Annotated in this window: 17 protein-coding genes; 12 read left to right on the top strand and 5 right to left on the bottom strand. The window is 58.7% G+C overall.

Features of this window, described 5'->3' with window-relative positions; all coding sequences use genetic code 11:
• Nucleotides 1–17: 17 nt before the first annotated feature.
• Nucleotides 18–1,193, bottom strand: coding sequence for an efflux RND transporter periplasmic adaptor subunit (locus tag ACMYSP_RS03755; RefSeq protein ID WP_434585641.1), 1,176 nt, complete (start codon nucleotides 1,191–1,193; stop codon nucleotides 18–20).
• 850 nt (nucleotides 1,194–2,043) lie between these two features.
• Between ACMYSP_RS03755 and ACMYSP_RS03750 the strand changes: the two genes are divergently transcribed.
• The 8 genes from ACMYSP_RS03750 to ACMYSP_RS03715 all read left to right on the top strand — a co-directional run bounded on the left by ACMYSP_RS03750 (nucleotide 2,044) and on the right by ACMYSP_RS03715 (nucleotide 8,288).
• Nucleotides 2,044–2,400, top strand: a complete 357-nt coding sequence (locus ACMYSP_RS03750; protein ID WP_434585640.1) for a helix-turn-helix domain-containing protein — start codon at nucleotides 2,044–2,046, stop codon at nucleotides 2,398–2,400.
• A gap of 310 nt (nucleotides 2,401–2,710) precedes the next feature.
• Nucleotides 2,711–3,568, top strand: coding sequence for a transporter substrate-binding domain-containing protein (locus tag ACMYSP_RS03745; RefSeq protein ID WP_434585639.1), 858 nt, complete (start codon nucleotides 2,711–2,713; stop codon nucleotides 3,566–3,568).
• Nucleotides 3,569–3,578: 10 nt separating this feature from the next.
• Nucleotides 3,579–4,238: an amino acid ABC transporter permease gene (locus ACMYSP_RS03740; RefSeq protein ID WP_434585638.1), complete on the top strand. Its 660-nt coding sequence runs from the start codon at nucleotides 3,579–3,581 to the stop codon at nucleotides 4,236–4,238.
• A complete protein-coding gene (locus ACMYSP_RS03735) occupies nucleotides 4,235–4,876 on the top strand; it encodes an amino acid ABC transporter permease (protein ID WP_434585637.1) in 642 nt (213 codons plus the stop codon). The genes ACMYSP_RS03740 and ACMYSP_RS03735 overlap by 4 nt, the downstream gene beginning before the upstream one ends.
• A 31-nt stretch (nucleotides 4,877–4,907) precedes the next feature.
• Nucleotides 4,908–5,693, top strand: coding sequence for an amino acid ABC transporter ATP-binding protein (locus ACMYSP_RS03730; protein WP_434587007.1), 786 nt, complete (start codon nucleotides 4,908–4,910; stop codon nucleotides 5,691–5,693).
• Entirely contained in the window at nucleotides 5,690–6,937 is a 1,248-nt protein-coding gene (locus ACMYSP_RS03725; RefSeq protein ID WP_434585636.1) for a M20 family metallo-hydrolase, read from the top strand. The genes ACMYSP_RS03730 and ACMYSP_RS03725 overlap by 4 nt, the downstream gene beginning before the upstream one ends.
• A gap of 2 nt (nucleotides 6,938–6,939) precedes the next feature.
• Nucleotides 6,940–7,641 carry a DUF1989 domain-containing protein gene (locus tag ACMYSP_RS03720; RefSeq protein WP_434585635.1) on the top strand — a complete coding sequence of 234 codons (702 nt, stop codon included), beginning with the start codon at nucleotides 6,940–6,942 and terminating at the stop codon, nucleotides 7,639–7,641.
• Nucleotides 7,642–7,700: 59 nt separating this feature from the next.
• Nucleotides 7,701–8,288 (top strand): cupin domain-containing protein, encoded by a 588-nt coding sequence (locus tag ACMYSP_RS03715; protein ID WP_434585634.1) that lies wholly within the window; start codon nucleotides 7,701–7,703, stop codon nucleotides 8,286–8,288.
• 60 nt (nucleotides 8,289–8,348) lie between these two features.
• Here ACMYSP_RS03715 and ACMYSP_RS03710 read toward each other — a convergent pair whose 3' ends face one another.
• The gene (locus ACMYSP_RS03710) at nucleotides 8,349–8,825 is read right to left on the bottom strand and encodes a nucleoside deaminase (RefSeq protein WP_434585633.1); all 477 of its coding nucleotides are present in this window, start codon (nucleotides 8,823–8,825) and stop codon (nucleotides 8,349–8,351) included.
• Nucleotides 8,822–10,141: a nucleobase:cation symporter-2 family protein gene (locus ACMYSP_RS03705; RefSeq protein ID WP_434585632.1), complete on the bottom strand. Its 1,320-nt coding sequence runs from the start codon at nucleotides 10,139–10,141 to the stop codon at nucleotides 8,822–8,824. Before ACMYSP_RS03705 ends, ACMYSP_RS03710 begins: the two co-directional genes overlap by 4 nt.
• Nucleotides 10,142–10,247: 106 nt before the next feature.
• On the opposite strand from ACMYSP_RS03705, the gene ACMYSP_RS03700 reads away from it, so the two are divergent.
• Complete coding sequence (locus ACMYSP_RS03700; RefSeq protein WP_434585631.1) at nucleotides 10,248–11,162, top strand: LysR family transcriptional regulator; 915 nt, start codon at nucleotides 10,248–10,250, stop codon at nucleotides 11,160–11,162.
• Nucleotides 11,163–11,195: 33 nt separating this feature from the next.
• On the opposite strand, the gene ACMYSP_RS03695 is transcribed toward ACMYSP_RS03700, so the two are convergent.
• Together ACMYSP_RS03695 and ACMYSP_RS03690 are read right to left on the bottom strand one after the other, a co-directional pair.
• Nucleotides 11,196–12,695 (bottom strand): glycoside hydrolase 5 family protein, encoded by a 1,500-nt coding sequence (locus ACMYSP_RS03695; protein WP_434585630.1) that lies wholly within the window; start codon nucleotides 12,693–12,695, stop codon nucleotides 11,196–11,198.
• A gap of 85 nt (nucleotides 12,696–12,780) precedes the next feature.
• On the bottom strand, nucleotides 12,781–13,380 hold the full coding sequence (locus tag ACMYSP_RS03690; protein WP_434585629.1) for a hypothetical protein: 600 nt from the start codon (nucleotides 13,378–13,380) through the stop codon (nucleotides 12,781–12,783).
• A 548-nt stretch (nucleotides 13,381–13,928) separates the two neighbouring features.
• Between ACMYSP_RS03690 and ACMYSP_RS03685 the strand changes: the two genes are divergently transcribed.
• From ACMYSP_RS03685 to ACMYSP_RS03675, 3 genes are read left to right on the top strand one after another with little or no spacing between them, the layout of a single operon-like run.
• Complete coding sequence (locus tag ACMYSP_RS03685) at nucleotides 13,929–15,167, top strand: efflux RND transporter periplasmic adaptor subunit (protein WP_434585628.1); 1,239 nt, start codon at nucleotides 13,929–13,931, stop codon at nucleotides 15,165–15,167.
• The gene (locus ACMYSP_RS03680) at nucleotides 15,164–18,376 is read left to right on the top strand and encodes an efflux RND transporter permease subunit (RefSeq protein ID WP_434585627.1); all 3,213 of its coding nucleotides are present in this window, start codon (nucleotides 15,164–15,166) and stop codon (nucleotides 18,374–18,376) included. Before ACMYSP_RS03685 ends, ACMYSP_RS03680 begins: the two co-directional genes overlap by 4 nt.
• Nucleotides 18,373–21,474, top strand: coding sequence for a multidrug efflux RND transporter permease subunit (locus tag ACMYSP_RS03675; protein ID WP_434585626.1), 3,102 nt, complete (start codon nucleotides 18,373–18,375; stop codon nucleotides 21,472–21,474). The genes ACMYSP_RS03680 and ACMYSP_RS03675 overlap by 4 nt, the downstream gene beginning before the upstream one ends.
• Nucleotide 21,475 lies beyond the last annotated feature (1 nt).

Below are 21,475 nucleotides of genomic sequence, written 5' to 3'. Positions count from 1 at the left end.
GATTCTCTGGTAAGGGATCAGTTAAGGGCAGGGCTGGTGGTCATTGCCACGGTTTTTGCGTCCACCGGCATGCCCGGCATAAACACTTTTTGCAGGCCGTCGACGATGACTTTATCGCCTGGGTTCAGCCCCTGCTGGACGATGCGTAAACCGGCAGCCAGGCGACCTGGCTTAATATCGCGGCGCTGCGCCTTGCCCTCTTTATCCACGATGTAAACGTATTTGCGGTCCTGATCGGTCAGCACCGCTTTGTCGTCTATCAGCGTGGCTTTGAATTCGGCGCTGCCCGGCAGACGCACGCGGGCAAATAATCCCGGGGTAAACAGCCGCTGGGTGTTATCCAGCAGCGCACGCATGCGGATCGTGCCGGTGCTCGGCGTTAACTGATTATCAAGAAAGTCGACTTTTCCCTGATGGGGGTAACCGTCCTCGCCAACCAGGCCAATCTCCACCGGCAGCGCCAGATGGTTGCTGGCGGCACCCTGACCGCTACGGGCGAGGTTTTGATAGTGAAGATAGGTCGACTCGTCCACGTCAAAGTAGACGTAGACCGTCTTCTGCGAGACGACGGTCGTGAGTACGCTGGCGCTGTCGCCTGCCGTCACCAGGTTACCGCTGGTGATCAGCGCCCGGCTGGCCCGGCCATCGATGGGGGCGGTCACCCTGGTGAAGTCCAGGTTCAACTGGGCAGCATCCGCCGCCGCCTGCGCGGCGCGAATATCAGCCTGGGCCTGGGTGGCGGCCGAACGGCGTTGTTCCCACTCTTCACGGGATACCACGTTCGTATTGATTAATTTGTCGGTACGATTGGCCTCGCTACGTGCCAGGCTGGCCTGGGTTTTGGCTCTGGCCAGCGTGGCCTGCGCCTGCTCCAGCGCGGCGCGGTAGGTGCGGTCATCAATAGTGAACAGCACTTCGCCTTTTTTCACTTCCTGGCCGTCGGTGTAGTTCACTTTCTCGATGTAGCCGGAGACGCGCGGACGAAGCTGCACGCTCTCGACCGCTTCAATCCGCCCGTTAAAACTATCCCATTGGCTAATGGATTTAACCACCACGTCGGCGGCGCTGACCACAGGAGCCGCGGGGGCGGCGTTCTGCGCGACGCTGTTGTCGCAGCTGGCAAGCAGCAGTGCGATGAGTGCGCCCCCTGTTAAGCGCAGAGGAAAGTTAACCCAGTTTTTTTGCAGGCTCATTATTTTTATTCCGATGATTATTGCCGCCGGGCAAGACGCCGCGAAGCACGCTGCGCCACTTCCTGTGTCCGGTCGGCCTGAGGTCATTTGTGCCGTTCATCGCCACAAAACTGTAACAGTTACGATTACACTATCCCGGCGATTGTAGGAAGGTGCCAGATTAAGTGCAATAATAATTGTTTCACTTTAAGTGCTGTTTTTTTGCCGACGCTGTCAGGTTTGTCACATATCGGCAGGCGCGGGGAGATCGCTGTTAAGCCTGGAGGGGCGTTTTACGGTGGTTTGTACGAAAGTTTGTGCGTGGAATGTTCCTTTCACCACCTGTCCCGATATCCCATGCATACATTTTTGCCGCTGAAAAAGCCATCAGCCATGATATCGCGACGGAACAGCCGCGGGATGGCAGCGCTGGGGTTAAGGCGCGTCAGGAAAACGGGCGGGAACGCAGGTGCACATCCAGGACTGACCACCAGGACGGTGGTCAGAGGGTCGGTCGAGACAGGGACGTCGAGTCCGGCCCGGTCCGCCAGATGAAGCCGGAGTGGAGCATACCGCGTAGCGGCCGTTTTCAGCGCAATGCCGGGGGTCATGGGGGGCGAGCGAAACGCCCCCCATGCCGTTCACCCGCCGCGGGGGTGAGAAAAGTGCCAGATTCACCGTGAACGGAACATGCCACAAAAGTGAACAGAACATTCCACTCACAAACTTTCGCGCAAACCACCGTGTACCGGCATAGTGTCAGATGGCCGGTTTTTAGTGCAACAATAAAACTTGCAATTAACACAAAAAACAGCCACTTTTAAATGCAATAAATATAAATACTTTTATGCTGTGCACAGGGGGACCCAACATGAGCACCGGCACTTTTATGCACGATTTACTCGACTGGATTGATAACCACCTTGAAAGCCGTCTCGATATTGACACGGTCTCCAGGCGGGCAGGGTATTCAAAATGGCACCTGCAGCGGATCTTCAAAGCGCATACCGGTCACGCTATTGCCGAATACATCCGCGCCCGCAAGCTACAAAAATCGCTGGAGCGCTTAACCGACAGCGACGAGCCAATCCTGAACGTGGCCATCGCGCTGGGCTTTGACTCCCAGCAGTCCTTCAACCGCAGCTTCAAGCGCCAGTACGGCCAGGCGCCGGGCGTCTGGCGCCGTAATCTGGCCACCGCCACGAACCCGGCCTGCCAGCACCGCTGATATCAGCCTATCCAGGGATTAAAAGCGCTCGGGGCTAAGGCCGTGCGCGCTTTCGGAGGGCATTGATCCGATCCTCGCCGGCGGCTTACGCCTGTGCAACTGCACCGTTAACGTGCAGCCTCAGCATTGAATGTGTGCAGGGCGCTGCGGTGCGCTCGTTTTCCCGTCCTGGCTCATCCTCATTTTTCTTGTTGATTATCAAACTGTTATTTTTTTAACCGACCAATGTCCCTCATTGGCATGTTTCATGCTCTTATCATTCTGTTCAAGTTACTTGACTAACGTTCAAACAACTTTCAGAGAGCGAACCATGAAACCGACCCGTTTTTCCGTATCTGCCTGTGGGGCAATGTTGCTGTCCGCCAGCCTGTTTTCGTCTGCCGCTTTTAGTGCCGATCTTCTGCAACGTGTGAAGGAGGCGAAAGTCATCACCGTGGCGACCGAAGCGCGATATGCCCCGTTTGAATATGTTGATAACGGCAAAATCGTCGGGTACGACGTGGATTTGATGAACCATATCCTCGAAAAGTCGCTGCCTGGGGTGAAGGTGAAACAGCTGGATCTGCCTTTCCAGGGCATTCTCCCGGGCCTGGATGCCGGGAAGTTCGATTTTGTCGTCACGGCGGTAACCGTAAACAAGCAGCGGATGGCGCATTTCGCTTTTACGGCTCCGATTGCGGAATCCACGGTTGCGCTGCTGAAACGGGCAGATGATAACGCTATTAAGACCCCAGCAGACCTCAGCGGCAAAGTGATCGGCTCCCAGGCCGGTTCGGGCCAGCTTCAGGTATTGCAGTCCTTCGACAGCGCGCTGCGGGCGCAAGGCAAACCAGGCATTAAAGAGATCAAACAGTACGTCGCTTTCGATGAAGCTTACGCCGATCTCGCGTCTCACCGTCTGGACGGCGTCGCTCAGTCTCTCTCAAACCTTGGGCCGCTGATCAAAACGCGCCCTGGGGTCTTCGCCACCTTACCGGAGATGATCGGTCCACAGACCTACTTCGGCTGGGTAGGGCGCAAAGACGCGGATAGCGCCTCGCTGGTGAAAACGATCAGCGACGGGATCGTCGAGGCCAATCGCGACGGCACGATGAAAGCGCTGCAACAAAAATGGTTCGGCTTCACCATGACCATTCCGGCAAGCGACATGCCTGCCCCGGCGCTGTGAGTCATTGACGATGACGGATTTCATCACCAGCTTTGTCCGCTGGCTCCCGGTACTGCTGGAGGGGGCATTAACGACGGCAACGCTGTGCCTGACGGCGATGGCGGCCGGTTTTTTAGTGGGGACGGGCGTCTGGCGGCTGTCGATAAGTCCGTCACGGCGGTATCGCATTGTGGCCCATGGCTGGGTCAGCCTGTTCCGCGGCACGCCGGTGCTGGCTCAGCTGTTGCTGTGCTTTTATCTGCCTTCCTGGTTCGGGCTGGATATTCCTGGTTTTGTGGCAGCGGCGCTTGCTCTGACGCTCAATACGGCCGCCTACCAGTCGCAGATCCTGAAAAGCGGCTTTGCCAGCCTGGCCCCAGGCCAGCTGGAGGCGGCGGCTATCTGCGGCCTCACGCCGGCGCAAATTTTATGGCGTATTCAGATACCGCAGGTGGTGCGCGCCACGTTGCCTTCCTTGATCTCAGAACTGATTGATGTGGTGAAGGCCTCGGCGGTGGTGTCGGTGATTGCCCTGACTGACCTGATGCGCGTGGGGCAGCAGCTGGCTTCTTCGACCTACCAGCCGCTGCAGGTGTACCTCGCCGTCGCGCTGGTCTATCTGCTGCTTACCAGCCTGCTGGCCCTGCTCGGGCGTCAGGCGGAGCGTCACTGGCAGAGGGAGCAACGATGAGTGAATTGATGCAGTATCTGCCCGAGTATCTGCAGGCCCTCGGCGTCACGTTGTGGCTGAGCCTGTGCGCCGCCTGCGGCGGCATGGTGGTCGGGTTTATGATGCACAGCCTGTGCCGTCACCATGCGCTGGCCTTTCGCCTGTGGCGCACCTACGTCTGGGTCATTCGCGGCACGCCGTTCCTGGCGCAGCTGGCGGTTATCTATTTTGGGCTGCCGTCGGTCGGCATCATGCTCAGCGCCGTCGAGGCGACGATCCTCTCGCTGCTGCTCTATAGCGCAGCCTACTTTAGCGAAATCTTTCGGGCGGCGTGGAACAGCATCCCGCCCGGACAGCGGGAAGCAGCGCTGGCTAACAATATCTCTTCGTTGCGTTGCTTCTGGCATATCCAGACGCCGCAGGCCCTGCGCTTTGCCCTGCCGCTGCTCGGTAACCAGTTTATTTTGACCATCAAAGAGAGCGCGATCGCCTCGGTCATTACGGTACCGGAATTGACCATGACCACCAGTCAGATTGTCGCCAATACCTATAGCTACGTTCTGCCTTACACCCTGCTGATTATCAGCTACTGGCTGCTGGCCCAGGGAGTCAGCCTGAGCGTCAGAACGTTAAGCCACGTCCTGAGAACCGGAGAATAACGTGAGCAATACATCCGCACCTGTACTTGAAATGCGACATGTAGGCAAGTCATTCGCCGACCATGTGGTTCTGCATGATTTCAATCTGAGCGTCCACCACGGGGAGATCGTCACGCTGATCGGCCCCTCGGGTTCCGGCAAGACGACCGCCCTGCGCTGCATGAATTTTCTCGAAGCCTACGATCGCGGGGAGGTGCTGATCAAAGGGCAGCTCCTTGGTTATTCCGGCACTCAGCGAGGCCCGTCCTGCATTGACAGCGCCAGCCTGATTGCGGAAGTCCGTAAGCCGCTGGCCATGGTCTTTCAGCAGTTCAATCTCTGGCCGCATATGACGGTGCTGGAAAACGTCACCGCGCCGTTGGTGCTGGGGAAAAAAATGCCCCGCCATGAGGCAAAGCAGGCGGCCTTATCCGCACTTGCCCGGGTGGGGATGGCGCAAAAAGCCGGCGACTGGCCGGTACGCCTGTCCGGCGGGCAGCAGCAGCGAGTCGGCATTGCCCGTGCGCTGGCGCTGAACCCGGAACTGCTGCTGCTGGATGAGCCCACCTCGGCGCTTGATCCGGAACGCGTCGAAGAGGTGCTCGACGTCATCCGCGACCTGGCCGGGCAGGGGATGACCATGGTGATGGTGACCCATGAAATGGCCTTCGCCGCACATATCTCTTCGCGGCTGGTGTTTATGGCCGACGGACAGATTATCGAAAGCGGGACGCCGCGGCAGATGTTCACGCGCCCCCAGAGCGAGCGGTTGCGCAGCTTCCTTGCGCCGCTGTTTCGCCGTCCCTTACAAACCGAAGAGCTGGAGAAATTAGCATGATGGAAGCCAGCTTACAGGTCGCTCAGCATCTCGATGATGCGTGGCTGCAACAGCAGCTGGCGGAGCTCGCCGGGTTTGGCAAACTGGCCAACGGCGGCGTGGACCGCCAGGCGCTGAGCGATGTGGAACTTGATGCGCGGGCCTGGCTTATCGGCCTCGCGCGTGAACTCGGCTGCGAGATCTACTGCGACGCGGCGGCAAACCTGTTTTTCCGCCGCCCCGGACGCAGAGCGTTGCCACCGGTCGGCACCGGCAGCCATATCGATACCCAGCCCTGCGGCGGCAACTACGATGGTTGCTACGGCGTGATCGCCGGGCTGGCATGCCTGAAAGCGCTGAATGACGCCCAGGTGGTCACCGAACGCCCGGTCGAGGTGGTTATCTGGACCAACGAAGAGGGAACCCGCTTCGCGCCCGGCGCGATGGGATCCAGTGCTTTTGTCGAACCCGCGCGGCTTGCTGGCTATCTGGCGGCTATTGGGGAAGATGGCGTGCCCTTTAACGAGGCGTTAGCGCGCCATCGGCAGCGCTTCCCGGAGATACCGCCGCGCCCAGATCGTCAGCTGGCCTGCTTTGTGGAACTGCATATCGAACAGGGACCGGTTCTGGAGGCTCATGATTTGTCGCTGGCGGTGGTGCAGGGTATTCAGGGCGTGCGCTGGTATCAGGTGACCTGCCAGGGCGTATCGGCCCATGCGGGAACGACGCCGATGGGCCTGCGTCAGGACGCGATGAACCTTGCGCGAGAGTTGGTGGACCACATTGAACGGACGATGGGCGATACCGACGATGCGCAGCTACGCATGACCTTCGGCCGCTGGCAGGTCACCCCTAACGCTATCAACACCATTCCCTCTCAGGTGAGCTTTACCCTGGATTTTCGCCATCCCGCGGATGAGACCTTGCTCCGGCTCGATGCCCTGATGGCCGGGCTGACCAGTGAACGGGTGACCGTCGATACGCTGTTAGCCAAAGCGCCGGTGGCGTTTGAACCGTCAATCAATCAGGTGTTAACCAACACCGCAAATGCGCTGGATATTGCCCATATGGTGCTGCTGTCCGGAGCCTTTCATGACGCGATGTATCTGGCAGAACACTGTCCCACCAGCATGTTATTTGTCCCCAGCCATCAAGGCATTAGCCATAACCCGGCTGAATTTACCGAACCACGCTCGTTGGCCGCAGGCGCTCGTACATTAGCCTGCGCCCTGACCGAGCTTTCCGCTACTTTTGAAGGAGTTTAACCATGACCACGACGACCCATTATCCCGCTTGCTGTGACCACGACAATGGCGACGCCCTCGGCGTGAACCCGACGGCGACGACCCCGATCTCGCCGGATGGTACGCCGGTGATTAACGAACTCTACACCATCCCGCCATGCTGCGGTCGCGCGGTGCTGCTGAAAAAAGGTCAGGTGATCCGCATCATCAACACCCCGGGGAGCCAGGTGTGCGATACCTGGTTTTTCAATCACGCCGATCTGAGCGAGTTTGCCTCGATGGAGCACACCCGCGCGTTTATCGACAAAATCATCCCCAAGCCGGGCGATGTGCTGGCGACCAACCACCGCCGGGCCATCGCCACCCTGCTGACCGATACATCGCCGGGTGTGCATGACACGATGATCGCCGCCTGCGATCTTTACCGTTACAGCAATATGGGGATCACGGAGTACCACGATAGCTGCGCCGACAACCTGCGGATGGCGCTGCAGGCGATTGGGCTGCGCGCTCGTGAAGTACCCCAGCCGCTGAACCTGTGGATGAATACGCCGGTCAATCCGGACTACACCATTTCCTGGTTGCCTACGGTCAGTAAAGCGGGTGATTATGTAGAGATTCGTGCTGAACTGGACTGCGTGGCGGTGATGTCCGCGTGCCCTCAGGATATCGTGCCGATTAACGGCTGTTCACCGCAAGAGGTCCAGTTCATCGTGATGGCGTGATGGATAATGTCCGGGCCCGCCGCAAGCGGGCCTGTTGCTGGATTGAATGAAACTCATACATGAAAAATACGACTGAACTGAAATCTTCGGGAACGCGTCTCGGCATGCGCTTGCGTCATGCCAGGCTGGTGCAGGAAATGACGCTTAAACAGCTGGCGCAGAAGGTGGGGTGCTCGGAAAGTTTGCTGTCAAAGCTTGAGAATGAAGCAGCAAGCCCGTCGCTGGCGATGCTGCATCGGTTAGCCAAAGCGCTGGATACCAGTATTGCCGATCTGATGGCGGAAGACTGGGTGGCTGATGCGCCGATCCTGAAGCCCGAACAGCGCCAGCGTAAGCGCTTCCTGCAACGTAACAAAAAGGGCGGCATTGAGCTGGAAAACCTCACCTGGCACCACAAAGGCGGGCTGCTGCAGGGCAATATTCATATTATTGAGCCCGGCGTAGAAAGCGATGGCCTGATTGAGCACCATGGCGAAGAGATGGGCTATGTGCTGGAAGGCGAAGTGGAGTTGCGGCTCGGCGACGACGTATGGCGCCTGACGCAGGGGGATTCCTTCTATTTTCCAAGCCAGGTGCCCCACGGGTACCGTAATGTAGGTACCGTGGTGGCGAAAGTTCTGTGGGTAAACACTCCCGTCACTTTCTGATATGCCCCGGTTGTCATTCAAAGCACGCCGCCCGCTCCCAACGCTCGTCGCCGGCGTACTTTAGCGCGTCAGCCAGAACTCGCGTTGTAAGGCCAGGGTTTCTTCTTCGAGCTCCGCCACCGGCCCGAGCAGCGAAATCGCTTTCTGCCCGTGGCTGAAGACCCAGGAGGCCGGAACGCTCATCGTCGGGTTCTCCTGGTGGCTGCCGGTGCAGGCCAGCAGCTGTTCTTCACTCATGCCGTAAACCACCCGGCCAATATTGGCCCAGTAAATGGTACCCGCGCACATGCAGCAGGGTTCGACCGCCGTGTAGAGCGTGCATTGCCAGAGATACTCCGCCGGGTAGTTGCTGGCGGCGATGCGCGCCAGCGTCGACTCCGCATGGTTAACGGTATCAATGTTGCACTGGGTGAGCAGCACGGTGTGGCCATCCGGCGCCACCAGCACCGCGCCGAAAGGGTGTCTGCCGAGGGCAATCGCCCGGCGGCCCACCTCGTTGGAAAGTCTGAGAAACTGAATATCACCAGGGGTAATCAACGTGCTGTCTCCGTGTCAGATGTGCGCCGATGAAGCAAGGCATTCAGCAGGACGGCGGTGAAGCCGCCGATAAAAATCCCGCTGTCCATAAACAGTTTTACCGCGGGCGGAAGGTGCTGAAACAGGGCCGGGAAGACCACAGGCAGCACGCCGACCGCAATGGATACCGAGACGATCAGGATATTTTTCTCATCGTCAAAATCGACGGTTTTTAACTCCCGTACGCCGGCCGCCAGGGTCATCCCAAACATCAGTACCGCCACGCCGCCAAGCACCGGGCTGGGAACGATCGCCACGATGGCGCCGAGCTTGGGAAACAGGCCCAGGGCCACCAGAATCAGTCCCGCGGCGATCAGGACGCTGCGGCTGGTGACTTTGGTCAGCATCAGCAGACCGGCATTTTGTGAGAAGGCGTTGTAGGGGAAGCTGTTCAGGCATCCGCCGACCAGGGTCGATAGCCCATCGGCGCGGATCGCGTCTGCCAGACGCCGGGAGGTGGTGGGCTGGCCAATCAGCTTATCTATCAACAGAATGTTGCCCGTGGTTTCGGTCATGACGATCAACATCGACAAGCACAGCACCACAATCGGCGCGAGCGAAAACTGGGGCATCCCAAAGGCGAACGGCAGGCTGAAGCCCACCCAGGAGGCCTGCGTTACCGCGTCGAAATGGGTTAAACCGCACAGCCAGGCGCCCAGCGTGCCGATCAGCAGCCCGAACAGGATACTGAAGTTACGCATCACGCCGCGGGTATTGCAGTAAAACAGCAGGGTCACGACGAGGGTGGCAAAACCGAGCAGTAGATTATGCGGCTGGGCAAAATCGGGCGCATCCGGGATCCCACCACCCAACCAGATTGCCGCGGCCGGCATCAGGGAAATACCAATCAGGGAGATGACGCAGCCAATCACCAGCGGCGGGAAAAAGCGCACCAGGCGGCTAAATACGGGGGCCACCAGCAACGTGAACAGACCGCAGGCGATGACTGAACCGAAGATAGTGGCGATGCCGTACTGCTGTCCGATCATCAACATCGGCGCCAGCACGATAAAAGAGCATCCCTGGATCAGCGGCAAGCGACTGCCGAAACGCCCAATGCCTATCGCCTGCAAAAGCGTGGCCAGCCCCGAGGTCAGCAGGCAGGCATTGATCAGGGTAATGGTTTCGCTGCTGCTCAACTTCAACACGGCTGCCAGAATCAGCGGGACGGTAACGGTGCCGGCATACATCACCAGGACGTGCTGGAGTCCAAGAGAGGCAGTGCGTTTTACGCTAAGCGAATGAGTGGTGCTGTGGTTTTCTACAACGGTAGCCATGGTAATCCCCTGAAAATACGCGAAGGAAGAGGTCGCCACTATATGTGGGTAAACGTGATATAAGTTAGTCAGCTGTTTTCAGTTTTATTGAAATCTGGGGGGTAAAATGCGCTATTCATTGGAGCAGCTTATGGTCTTCGAGCAGGTTGCCCGCTCCGGCTCGTTTTCCGCCGCCGCCCGGGTACTGAAGCGATCGCAGTCGTCGGTGAATATGGCGATGAGCAATCTTGAAGACGAGTTTAATGTCCGTTTATTTGAGCGCTCGCCGCGCCAGGTCACGCTGACCGGGGAGGGAACGGTGCTGCGTGAATACATCAAAACCGTGCTCGAACAGTGCAACATGCTGGAGCAGCGGGTCGGTGCCTACAATGTGCAAACGGAAGCCAGCCTCACCCTGGCGATCGAGGTGCCTTACCCAACCATCGCCCCGGTTTTATATGAATTTGCTATGACTTTCCCTCAGGTTGATATCCATATCCGCGAGCCGCATCAGGGGGATGTGACGGGGCTGGTGAGCAGAGGAGAGGTGGACGCCGGGATCGTGATTTCGCGCAGAATTGATGGCGATCGGCTGCAGTTCGTTCAGTTAGGCAAGGTCATTATGGTGCACGTGGTCAGCGCCTCGCACCCACTGGCGAGCCAGGGGCCGGTCTCTTTCGCCGATCTGCATCGCTGGCGCCATATCACCTTTGGCCCCCAGGAACAGCACATTGCCACCACCGAATATCTTGGCAGCCCAATGTTGTGGCGCGTCGAGAGCTATAACGCGATGATTGCAGCGGCCAGCGCGGGGCTCGGCTGGGCCTCCCTCCCACGGTTATTTGTCGAAAAAGAGCTTCATGAAGGCCAGTTGGTTGAGCTGCGACAGCAGGAGTATCCCCACACCGACTGGGTGGTCGGGGTGGATTTGCTGTGGTCGAAGCACAAACGGGTGGGCAAATCGCTGCACTGGCTCCGGGATCGTCTTATCCAGCATAAAATCTTTGAGCAGGATAATAGCGGCAACCGCACCACGTTATAATCCGGCGCATGGCCCGGGCCGCGATAGCGTATTTTACTGCCGAGCAGACTGACCGGGCGGGAGCAGGGTGACCTCGAGGGTTTCGGCGATCGTCTGACCATCATTTTTCAGCACCTCAACATGGAACGTTTTCTCTCCATAGCCGAGCTGTGCGGTGTTGAGGGTCACCGTAAAATATCCCTCGTGCTGCGTCTCGCGTAAGGCGAACGGCTTACCATCGACGGTCAGCACCACCTTCTGAGGCTGGGTGCCATAGAGCATCGGATAGACGCTGACGGCCAATTCGCGCGTGGTAACGGCGCGTCCCGCTAGCGGATAGGCGAAGTAGACCTTATCGTGAAACACCGGGTGTTCACCAGCAAAGGCTTTGGCATAGGTCTGTAACATTTGCACGGTAGCGGAGTGGTCGTTACGTATCCGATAACCATCGTAATCCGGGTAAACGCCACCGGGAGATTGCGGGTCTTTTCCAGAGAGGATCCAGAACATGGTACCCGCCATGCCGTGGGTCAGGGCAATGCGATTCCAGCGCTCGTAGATTAAGGTCCGGTTATAGGGGGACGTGGCGCTAATGCCGTACTCCTCCAGTACCATCGGCTTATTGGCTTTTTTCGCCGCGGATATGTGGTCGAGGATCCACTGCGTTCCCCACTGCTCTGCATTGGTTTTGCCCCACTGGTCGGTGTAGAGATGTATGGGCTCATAGTTGATATTGGGGAGCTGCACGATCCGCTGCCAGTCGACGCCTTCTTTACCGTTATAGGTCCAGTCCGTGCTGTCAGGACGGTTGAAGAACCCTTCAGAACCCAACGAAATAAGATGGCGGGGCGCCAGTTGACGAACATAATCACTCATCTCCCGCGCCCAGTTAACCAGCAGGTCACCCGAGGGATCGCTGGCCGCCCGGGGTTCATTGGCGAGCTGAAACGTCATGATAGTCGGCTCTTGCTGATAGGGGATCCCGGTATAGCGGTTGACGTGGGTGAGCAGAAACTTGACGTACTGCTTATAGGCGGTAATCAGGCGCGGATCCCGGTAAAAATCATCATGTTCCGTGGAGCCAATCCACGCCGTATATTGCGGGATCCCGCCAAAATCCGGCCAGTTGTTGGTTAACACCAGCACGATCCTGATGCCTTTTTTCTTCGCCTGGCTGAGGGTGTAGTCGAGCCTTTCCAGCGCGCTGTTGACCCCCGCGGGCGGCGCATAAACCCCTAACGTCGGCTGCAGGGTATAAGGTGTGCCGGCAGAACGGTCAACGCCATCCATAAAACCCCAGATGCGGATGACTTTCAGATCCATCGCCACGGCGCTGTCCAGCACATCGTCGATCGCCTGGTCAGATTTATAGTGCAGATAGTAGTTGTTGGTTCCCATAAAGCGAAACGGCTTACCGCCAAGGGTAAACTGGCCGCCATGCTGCTCGACAAATTCGCTAATCGGCAGATTCTGTGAGCATACTCTGAGCGGAAACAGCAGTGACAAAGCAAGGCAGGGCAGGGATAACCAGGTTTGATATTTTTTCAGGCGCATCGGTTTATTCTCTGGCTGATGGCGACGCTCGGCGCTGCAAAGTACCGGGATGCTTTGCAGCGCAAGTCAACGGAATAATAAAAAATTATTTGCTGAAGGTAATATTGTCGAGATACACCGGGCCGCTATATTTTAATTTATTCCCGACTATCCCGATTGCCACATCCGGGCGGTGTGAACCATCGCCGAGATTAATCACCACATGCTGTTTGAGGTAGGTCTTCCCGGATAAATTTACTTTTTCCATCCCGGCGATATCGCGATTATTTTTGTCCAGATCTAATTTGACCCAGCCGTCACGCAGGGCGGCATACGGGCGAAGCCCGCCCGCGCTGATATTTTCTGCCGGGAGCAAAATATCAAACGACAGTTTGCGCATCTGCGCAAAGTCGGGGATCCCGGCATTGTATATTTTCACCTCTTCCCAGTCGTGCCGGCCGGCCCATTCAACGTTCAGTTTCAGCGTCGGTTTACCGGTATCCTGGCTGGATTCGAGCGCCGGACTTCCCCATTGTGCCTGCCAGGTGCCTTCCTGTTTCCATCCCGCCGTCCCGTGGTCAAAGTGATAGCTCAACCCCTGAGCGGTGGTCGTCACATCGACGGGCGCTGCGGCAATGCTGGCAGGGCTGTACAGGCTATTCAGCACAAGGACGCCGGCAGAAAACGCAATTACTCTTTTTTTCATGAATGTTTCCTTGTCAGGAGCAGAGAGGCGATGTATCAATGTTTGGATTTAATGTGATCCGTTTTGGAGAGCGCTTTCCATGCTGGCACAGTTGCGGGAGAAAATGTTATGAAAATTGCCGGTCCGTGATATTTGTCACGCTCTTAAGTGCGGCTGCCGCGTGAATAACGGACGATGTTGCGATCGCTCGCGTGGTTATTGCCTGGCGGTGGGTCGCGTGGGTTCTGCCGCGCCGCGCTAACCTTCACAATGTAGCCATATTCTCCTCATAATTTCTGAATATCATGCTCAGGCATTTTTTTAATAAACCCTGTTTTCTCAACGCCAGGAATATCTGCGAAATGGTGATTTATCATCCTTGTGGTTAATAACCAGAACTCAGCATCAGCAGATGGCGATGAATAAAATCAGCCGGGTTTGTTTTTAATATAAAAGCCATTTGACGCCCGTGGCGTTAAATATCGATAGCGCTATCCACTACCGAATACCGCTACGTCGCAGGATCGTAGCCTCCGTTGCGCGGTGATTCCCCTTAAAAAATGAAAAATATGACACAACAAAACTCTTCCAGGGCGGCTGGTTTCAACTGGATTAAATGGTCATTGCTGTTGGTGGTGGCGCTGGTGATCGCTGGCGTGATATGGCGCTTGCTGCCGCAGGCCGGTGGCCCGCCTGGGGGCGGTCGTCCTCCATTCCCCGGTGGCCCGGGAGGCCCAGGCGGCGGGATGATGAACAGCGGGGCGACCCTCGTACATAGCGGCACCGCACAGGTCGCCGACGTTGCGGTTTACCTCAACGCTCTGGGGACGGTGATCCCCAATATGACGGTGACCGTTACCAGTCGGGTGGACGGGCAGCTGGAGAAAGTGAACTTTATCGAAGGGCAAAAGGTGACCGCGGGCCAGCTGCTGGCGCAGATTGACCCCCGGGCGTACCAGGCGACGCTAAACCAGTACCAGGGGTCGCTGGCAGAAAATAAGGCCTTGCTGCAGAGCGCCGAGCTGACGCTGGCGCGCTATCGCAAACTGTATGCGCAGGACTCTCTGGCGCGCCAGGATCTGGATTCGCAAATTGCCACCGTCGGTCAGTATCGTGGCGCGGTGATCTCCAGCGAGGCGCAGATCGCCAGCGCGAAGCTGAATCTCGACTACTCGCGGATCACCGCGCCGGTCTCCGGGCGCGTGGGCCTGCGCCTGGTTGACCCGGGCAACATGGTTCTGAGCTCCAGCAGCACCGGCCTGGTGACGATCACCCAGATGCAGCCGGCGGCGGTGACCTTCAGCGTGCCGCAGAGCCACATCCCGGAGCTGGTGGCGGCGCTGCATAACGACCGGACTCTGCCCGCCACCGCATTCGACCAGGACGGCAGCAGCGTGCTTGACGAAGGGACGGTGAAGTTTATCAGCAACCAGATTGATACCAGCACCGGCACCGTGACCCTCAAAGCGATGTTCCCGAATCTGCAAGAAACGCTGTATGCCAATCAGTTTGTTAATCTGCGCCTGCAGTTGCGCACGCTCAAACAGGCCACGGTGGTGCCTTCCCAGGCCATGCAGTTAAGCAGCGACGGCAACTTCGTCTACGTGATCAACAAAGACAATACGGTGACCCGCAAAGCGGTGACCCCAGGCCCGACCTGGCACAACAACCAGCAGGTGGTTCTCTCCGGCGTGGCACCGGGGGATCGTCTGGTGACCGAAGGCATTGACCGTCTGAACAACGGCAGCAAAGTGTCGGTGGTCGATGAGCATCAGGGCCAGGGCAACGCGGCGGTCAGCGCGAAATGAACCCGTCTCGTCTTTTTATCCAACGCCCGGTCGCGACCATTCTGCTGATGGTGGGCGTGCTGATGAGCGGTATTTTCGCCTACCATTTTCTCTCGACCTCGGCGCTGCCGCAGGTCGACTACCCGACGATTCAGGTAACCACGCTTTACCCCGGCGCCAGTCCGGATGTGATGTCCTCCTCGGTCACCTCGCCGCTGGAGCGCCAGCTGGGGCAGATGGCCGGCCTGAGCCAGATGACCTCCACCAGCTCCGGCGGGTCGTCGATCATCACCCTGAAGTTCTCCCTCGACCTGTCGCTGGATGTTGCCGAGCAGGAAGTGCAGGCGGCGATCAATGCTGCCGACAGCCTGTTGCCGAGCGATCTGCCCAATCCTCCGACCTATAAAAAGGTTAACCCGGCGGACAGCGACGTGATCACCCTCGCTGTCAGCTCGGATACCCTGCCGTTAACCCGCGTCCAGGATCTGGTCAATACCCGAGTGGCGCTGAAGCTGTCGCAAATTTCCGGCGTCGGGATGGTGACCCTGGCGGGCGGCCATCAACCGGCGATCCGCGTCCAGATGGACCCGAAAGCGCTGGCCGCGCACGGTCTGACGCTGGAAGACGTGAATACTCTGATCGGTAACAGCAACGTTAACGGGTCGAAGGGGGGCTTCGACGGTCAGTACCATTCGGTCACCATCGATGCCAACGATCAGCTGCGCACCGCGCAAGAGTACGGCAACCTGATTCTGACCTGGCAGAACGGCGCGGCGCTGCGCCTGAAAGATATCGCCCATATCGAGCAGGGGCCGGAAAACAAGTTTCAGTCCGCGTGGGCCAATAGCAGCCCGGCGATTGTGATCGGCGTGCAGCGCCAGCCTGGCGCGAACGTTATCCAGGTGGTGGACGCGATTAAAGCGCGACTGCCGCAGCTGCAGGCGGCGCTGCCGGACGGCGTGAAAATGACGATCCTGTCGGACCGCACCCAGACCATTCGTGATTCAATCAGCGATGTACAGTTTGAGCTGATGCTTTCGGTCGCGCTGGTGGTGATGGTCACCTTCCTGTTTCTGCGCAGCGTAGCGGCAACGCTGATCCCCAGCATTGCCGTGCCGCTGTCGCTGGTCGGCACCTTCGGCGTGATGTATCTCGCCGGCTTCAGCCTCAATAACCTGTCGCTGATGGCGCTGACCATCGCCACCGGCTTTGTGATCGACGATGCCATTGTGGTGGTGGAGAATATCTCCCGCCGTCTGGAAGAGGGTGAAACCCCGATGCAGGCGGCGCTCAAAGGGTCGCAGCAGATTGGCTTTACCATCATTTCGCTGACCTTATCGCTGATTGCGGTGCTGATCCCGCTGCTGTTTATGGGGGACGTCGTCGGGCGGTTGTTCCGCGAATTTGCCATTACCCTCGCGGTGTCGATTCTGGTGTCGATGGTGGTATCGTTGACCCTGACGCCGATGCTCTGCGCCTACTTGTTGCACCATATTCCGCGGGAAAAACAGTCCCGCTTCGCCCGCAAAGGCGGCGAATTGTTTGATACGTTGATCCACTATTACGACCGTATGTTGACGGTGGTGCTGAATCATCGCCGGCTGACGTTGCTGGTGGCGATGGCGACCTTTGTGCTGACCGCCATCCTCTATCTGTTTATCCCCAAAAGCTTCTTTCCGGTTCAGGATACCGGCCTGATTCAGGGGGTGACTCTCGCCGCGCAGGATGTTTCATTTGATGAAATGGCGAAGCGTCAACAGGCGCTGGCGCAGGTGATGCTGCAGAACCCCTCGGTGGAGAGTCTCTCTTCAACCATTGGTATCGATGGCAGCAACACCAGCCTCAACAGCGGGCGGCTGCAAATCAACCTGAAGCCTTTCGGCCAGCGTGAGGATAAAGCTGCGGCGATTATTCAACAGCTGCAGCAGGCGGCGAAGCAGGTGGTGGGTATTCAGCTGTATCTCCAGCCCGCGCAGGATTTGACGGTGAACGATCAGGTAACGCCGAGCCAGTATCAGTTCACCCTCGACGATGCCGACAGCGAGAATCTGCTCAACTGGACGCCGCAGCTGATCGCCGCGCTGCAAAAGCGCCCGGAATTTAATGGCGTGGTCAGCAATCTGCAATCGCAGGGGCGGGTAGCCTATGTTGCTCTCGACCGCGATAAAGCCGCGCGCTTCGGGATCACCGCGTCTGATGTCGATACCGCGTTGTATAACGCCTTCGGCCAGCGTCTGGTTTCGACTATTTTCACCCAGGCGAATCAGTACCGGGTGGTGCTGGAAGTGGCGCCGCAGTTCCAGCAATCACCGGCTTCTTTTGAGGATGTCTGGCTCCAGCCGTCGACGAGCAGCGACAGCACCTCTTCTTCTACATCGACGTCGTCGTCGTCATCTTCTTCATCATCAACGTCGTCTTCGTCGTCAACATCGTCTTCCTCTGACGCCTCCGGCAGCAGCGGAATGGTGAAATTAACCGCCATCGCCACCATTCACCAACGCACCGGTTCGCTGATGCATATGCGTCTTAACCAGTTCCCGGCGGTGATGGTCTCATTCAACCTCAACGACGGCTATTCGCTGGAGGAGGGGCAGAAAGCGATCGCCGACGTGAGTGAGCAACTGAAACTGCCGTCCAGCATCACCCTGCGTTACCAGGGAGAGACCGCGGCGTTCCAGAGCGCCAGCGGCAACACCCTGTGGCTGATCCTTGCGGCGCTGCTGACCATGTACGTGGTACTGGGCATCTTGTATGAAAGCTTTATCCACCCGATCACCATTCTGTCCACGCTGCCTTCGGCGGCGGTGGGAGGGCTGCTGGCCTTGATGCTGGCCGGGTCTGACTTCAGTCTGATTGCGTTGATCGGGGTGATTCTGCTGATCGGGATCGTGAAGAAGAACGCCATCATGATGATCGGCTTCGCGCTGGAGGCGGAATACCAACAACGGCTCAGCCCACGGGAGGCGATTCACCAGGCCTGCCTGCTGCGCTTTCGGCCGATCATGATGACCACCATGGCCGCGCTGCTCGGCGCGTTGCCGCTGATGTTAGCCTCCGGATCCGGCGCGGAGCTGCGCCAGCCGCTGGGGCTGGTTATCGTCGGCGGTCTGGTGGTCAGCCAGCTGCTGACCCTGTTTACCACCCCGGTGATCTACCTGTTATTCGACGGTATCGCCGCCCGCAGTCAGGCGTGGGTGAAACGTAAGCAACAGGCGCAGATGAAGGGATGAACATGACCCGGTTGTTTATTTTCCGCCCGGTAGCCACGCTGCTTCTGACCCTGTCGGTGCTGCTGTTGGGGGCGCTGGGCTATCGGCTGCTGCCGGTGGCGCCGCTGCCGCAGGTCGATTTTCCGACCATCATGGTCAGTGCCAGCCTGGCCGGCGCCAGCCCGGAAACCATGGCGGCGACCGTCGCCACGCCGCTGGAACGCGCTCTCGGGCAGATCGCCGGGATCACCGAGATGACCTCCAGCAGCTCGCAGGGGTCGTCGAGCATTATTTTGCAGTTCGATCTGGATCGCGATATTAACGGCGCCGCCCGTGACGTGCAGGCGGCAATCAATGCCGCCCGCAGCCTGTTGCCGAGCAGCATGGCGTCGCTGCCAACCTATCGCAAAGCCAACCCCTCCGACGCGCCAATCGTGATGCTGGCCCTGACGTCGTCCTCGCGCACCCCCGGCGAACTGTACGATCTGGCGGAGAGCAAAATCGAGCCGTCGCTGGGGCAGGTGAAAGGGGTCGGCGAGGTTTCATTGATGGGCAGCGCGTTGCCCGCCGTGCGTATCGACCTGCAGCCGCAGAAGTTAACCCACTACGGTATTTCGCTCGATAGCGTCCGCAGCGCGGTGGCGAACAGCACCACTAACCTGCCGAAAGGGATGCTGCAAAACAGCAACCAGTCGTGGGTGGTGGACAGTAACGGCCAGCTCAACAAGGCCGCCGACTATCGTTCTCTGATAATCGCCTACCAGGATGGCAAGACGCTGCGGCTGAGCGATGTCGCCACCGTTTACGACTCGGTCGAAGATAAGTATCAGGCCGGCTTTCTCAACGGCAGTCCGGCGGTGATGGTCGGCATCATGCGCCAGGCTGGTGCCAACATGCTCGACACCATCGATGCAATTAAAGCGCAACTGCCGGGGCTGGAGAAGAATCTGCCTGCCGATACCCGGCTCGAAGTGATTGTGGATCGCTCGACGACCGTGCGCGCCTCGCTGTACGACACCGAAGAGACCTTGCTGATCGCCGTCCTGCTGGTGATTGCCGTGGTGTTCGTCTTCTTGCGTAACGTGCAGGCGGTGGTGATCCCGGCGCTGGCGCTGCCGGTGTCTCTGATTGGCACCTGCGCGGTAATGTATCTCCTCGGCTATAGCCTCGATAACCTGTCGCTGATGGCGCTGATTATCTCCACCGGCTTTGTGGTCGATGACGCCATCGTGGTGCTGGAGAATATCGCCCGTCATATCGAAGCGGGACTCAGCCCGGTGCGCGCCGCGCTGCGAGGGGCGCGGGAGGTGAGCTTCACCGTCTTCTCAATGACCATCTCGCTGGTGGCGGTGTTTATCCCGATTCTGCTCATGGGCGGTATCGTCGGGCGTCTGTTCCGTGAGTTTGCGGTCACGCTCAGCGTGTCGTTACTGATCTCGCTGTTCGTCTCCCTGAGCCTGACGCCAATGCTGTGCTCGCGGCTACTGAAGAAAAAGCCCTCGGTCAGCCAGCGCCGCCACCCGCTGTACCAGTGGTTTGAGCATCAGCTTAACCGCCTGTTAAGCGGTTATTCGCGCGGGCTGAACTGGGTGATGGGGCACCAGAAGCTGGTAATGCTGAGCCTGCTGCTGACCGTGATCCTCAACGTTTTTCTCTACGGCGTGGTGCAAAAAGGGTTCTTTCCCAACCAGGATACCGGCCTGCTGATGGGGGCGGTGCGCGCCGACCAGAATATCTCCTTCCAGGCGATGGCGCCGAAGGTGCAGACGTTTGCCAGCATCATCGCCGCCGACCCGGCGGTAGAGAGCGTAATGTCGTCGATGGGCAGCGGCATGTTCGGCTCGCGCAACACGGCGAACTTCTTCGTTAAGCTCAAGGATTTCAACCAGCGTGACGCCACCGCGACCGAAGTGGCTAACCGGCTAAGCATGCGGGCCAGCCATACCCCCGGAGCGCAGATGTTTCTGATGGCGGCGCAGGATTTGCACATCGGTGGGCGTAGCGCTAACGCCAGCTACCAGTACAGCCTGCAGGCCGACGATCTCGATCTGCTGCGCACGTGGACGCCGAAAGTCCAGGCGGCGCTGGCGGCGATCCCGCAGTTCAACAGCGTGGACTCCGACTCGCAAACCGGGGGGCAGGAAGTGGTTATCCAAGTCGACCGCGACCGCGCGACCCGCCTGGGCGTGAATGTCAGCATGCTCGACACCCTGCTGAATAACGCCTTCAGCCAGCGGCAAATCGCTACGCTGTATCAGACGCTTAACCAGTACCACGTAGTGATGACCCTGGCCGACGGCTACACCCGCGATCCGGCGATCCTGCAAGAGCTGTTTGTCATCAACGACGACGGCGATCGGGTGCCGCTGTCGGCGTTTGCCGATTTTAGCGGGGGCAATGCGCCGCTGTCGGTGGCGCACCAGGGGCAGTCGGCGACCAGCACCGTGGCGTTTAACCTTAACGATGGGGTCACGCTCGAGCAGGCGCAGACGTTAATTAAACATGCGATGGCCCATATCGGCCTGCCTTCGTCGATCCAGGCCGGCTTCCAGGGGACCGCCAAAGCCTATGAGGAGCTGGCAGCGACCATGCCGTGGTTGATTGTCGCGGCGCTGGCGGCGATTTATATCGTGCTGGGGATGCTGTATGAAAGCTATATTCACCCGCTGACTATCCTCTCCACGCTGCCTTCGGCGGGCGTTGGCGCGCTGCTGTTGCTGCTGCTGACCAATACCCAACTGACGGTCATCGCGCTAATCGGCATCATCCTGTTGATCGGTATCGTCAAAAAGAACGCCATCATGATGGTCGACTTTGCCCTCGATGCGGAACGACGGTTGGGCATGACGCCGCAGCAGGCGATTGTGCAGGCCTGCCTGATGCGCTTTCGTCCGATCATGATGACCACGCTCGCCGCCTTCTTTGGCGCGTTACCGCTGGCGCTAGGCAGCGGCGGCGATGCCGACTTGCGCAGCCCGCTGGGCCTGGCGATCGCCGGGGGCCTGGCCCTGAGCCAGCTGCTGACTCTGTTCACCACGCCGGTGGTTTATCTCTGGCTCGACACTCTTAATCGCACGACCCGCCGTCAGTGGCAGCGCGTGCGCCATGCAGGATCCTGAA

Source organism: Klebsiella sp. R390 (genome assembly GCF_051131745.1).
Taxonomy (GTDB): Bacteria; Pseudomonadota; Gammaproteobacteria; order Enterobacterales; family Enterobacteriaceae; genus Klebsiella.
Note: the sequence above shows the minus strand (reverse complement) of the source record. Positions and strands in the feature narration are given on the sequence as shown.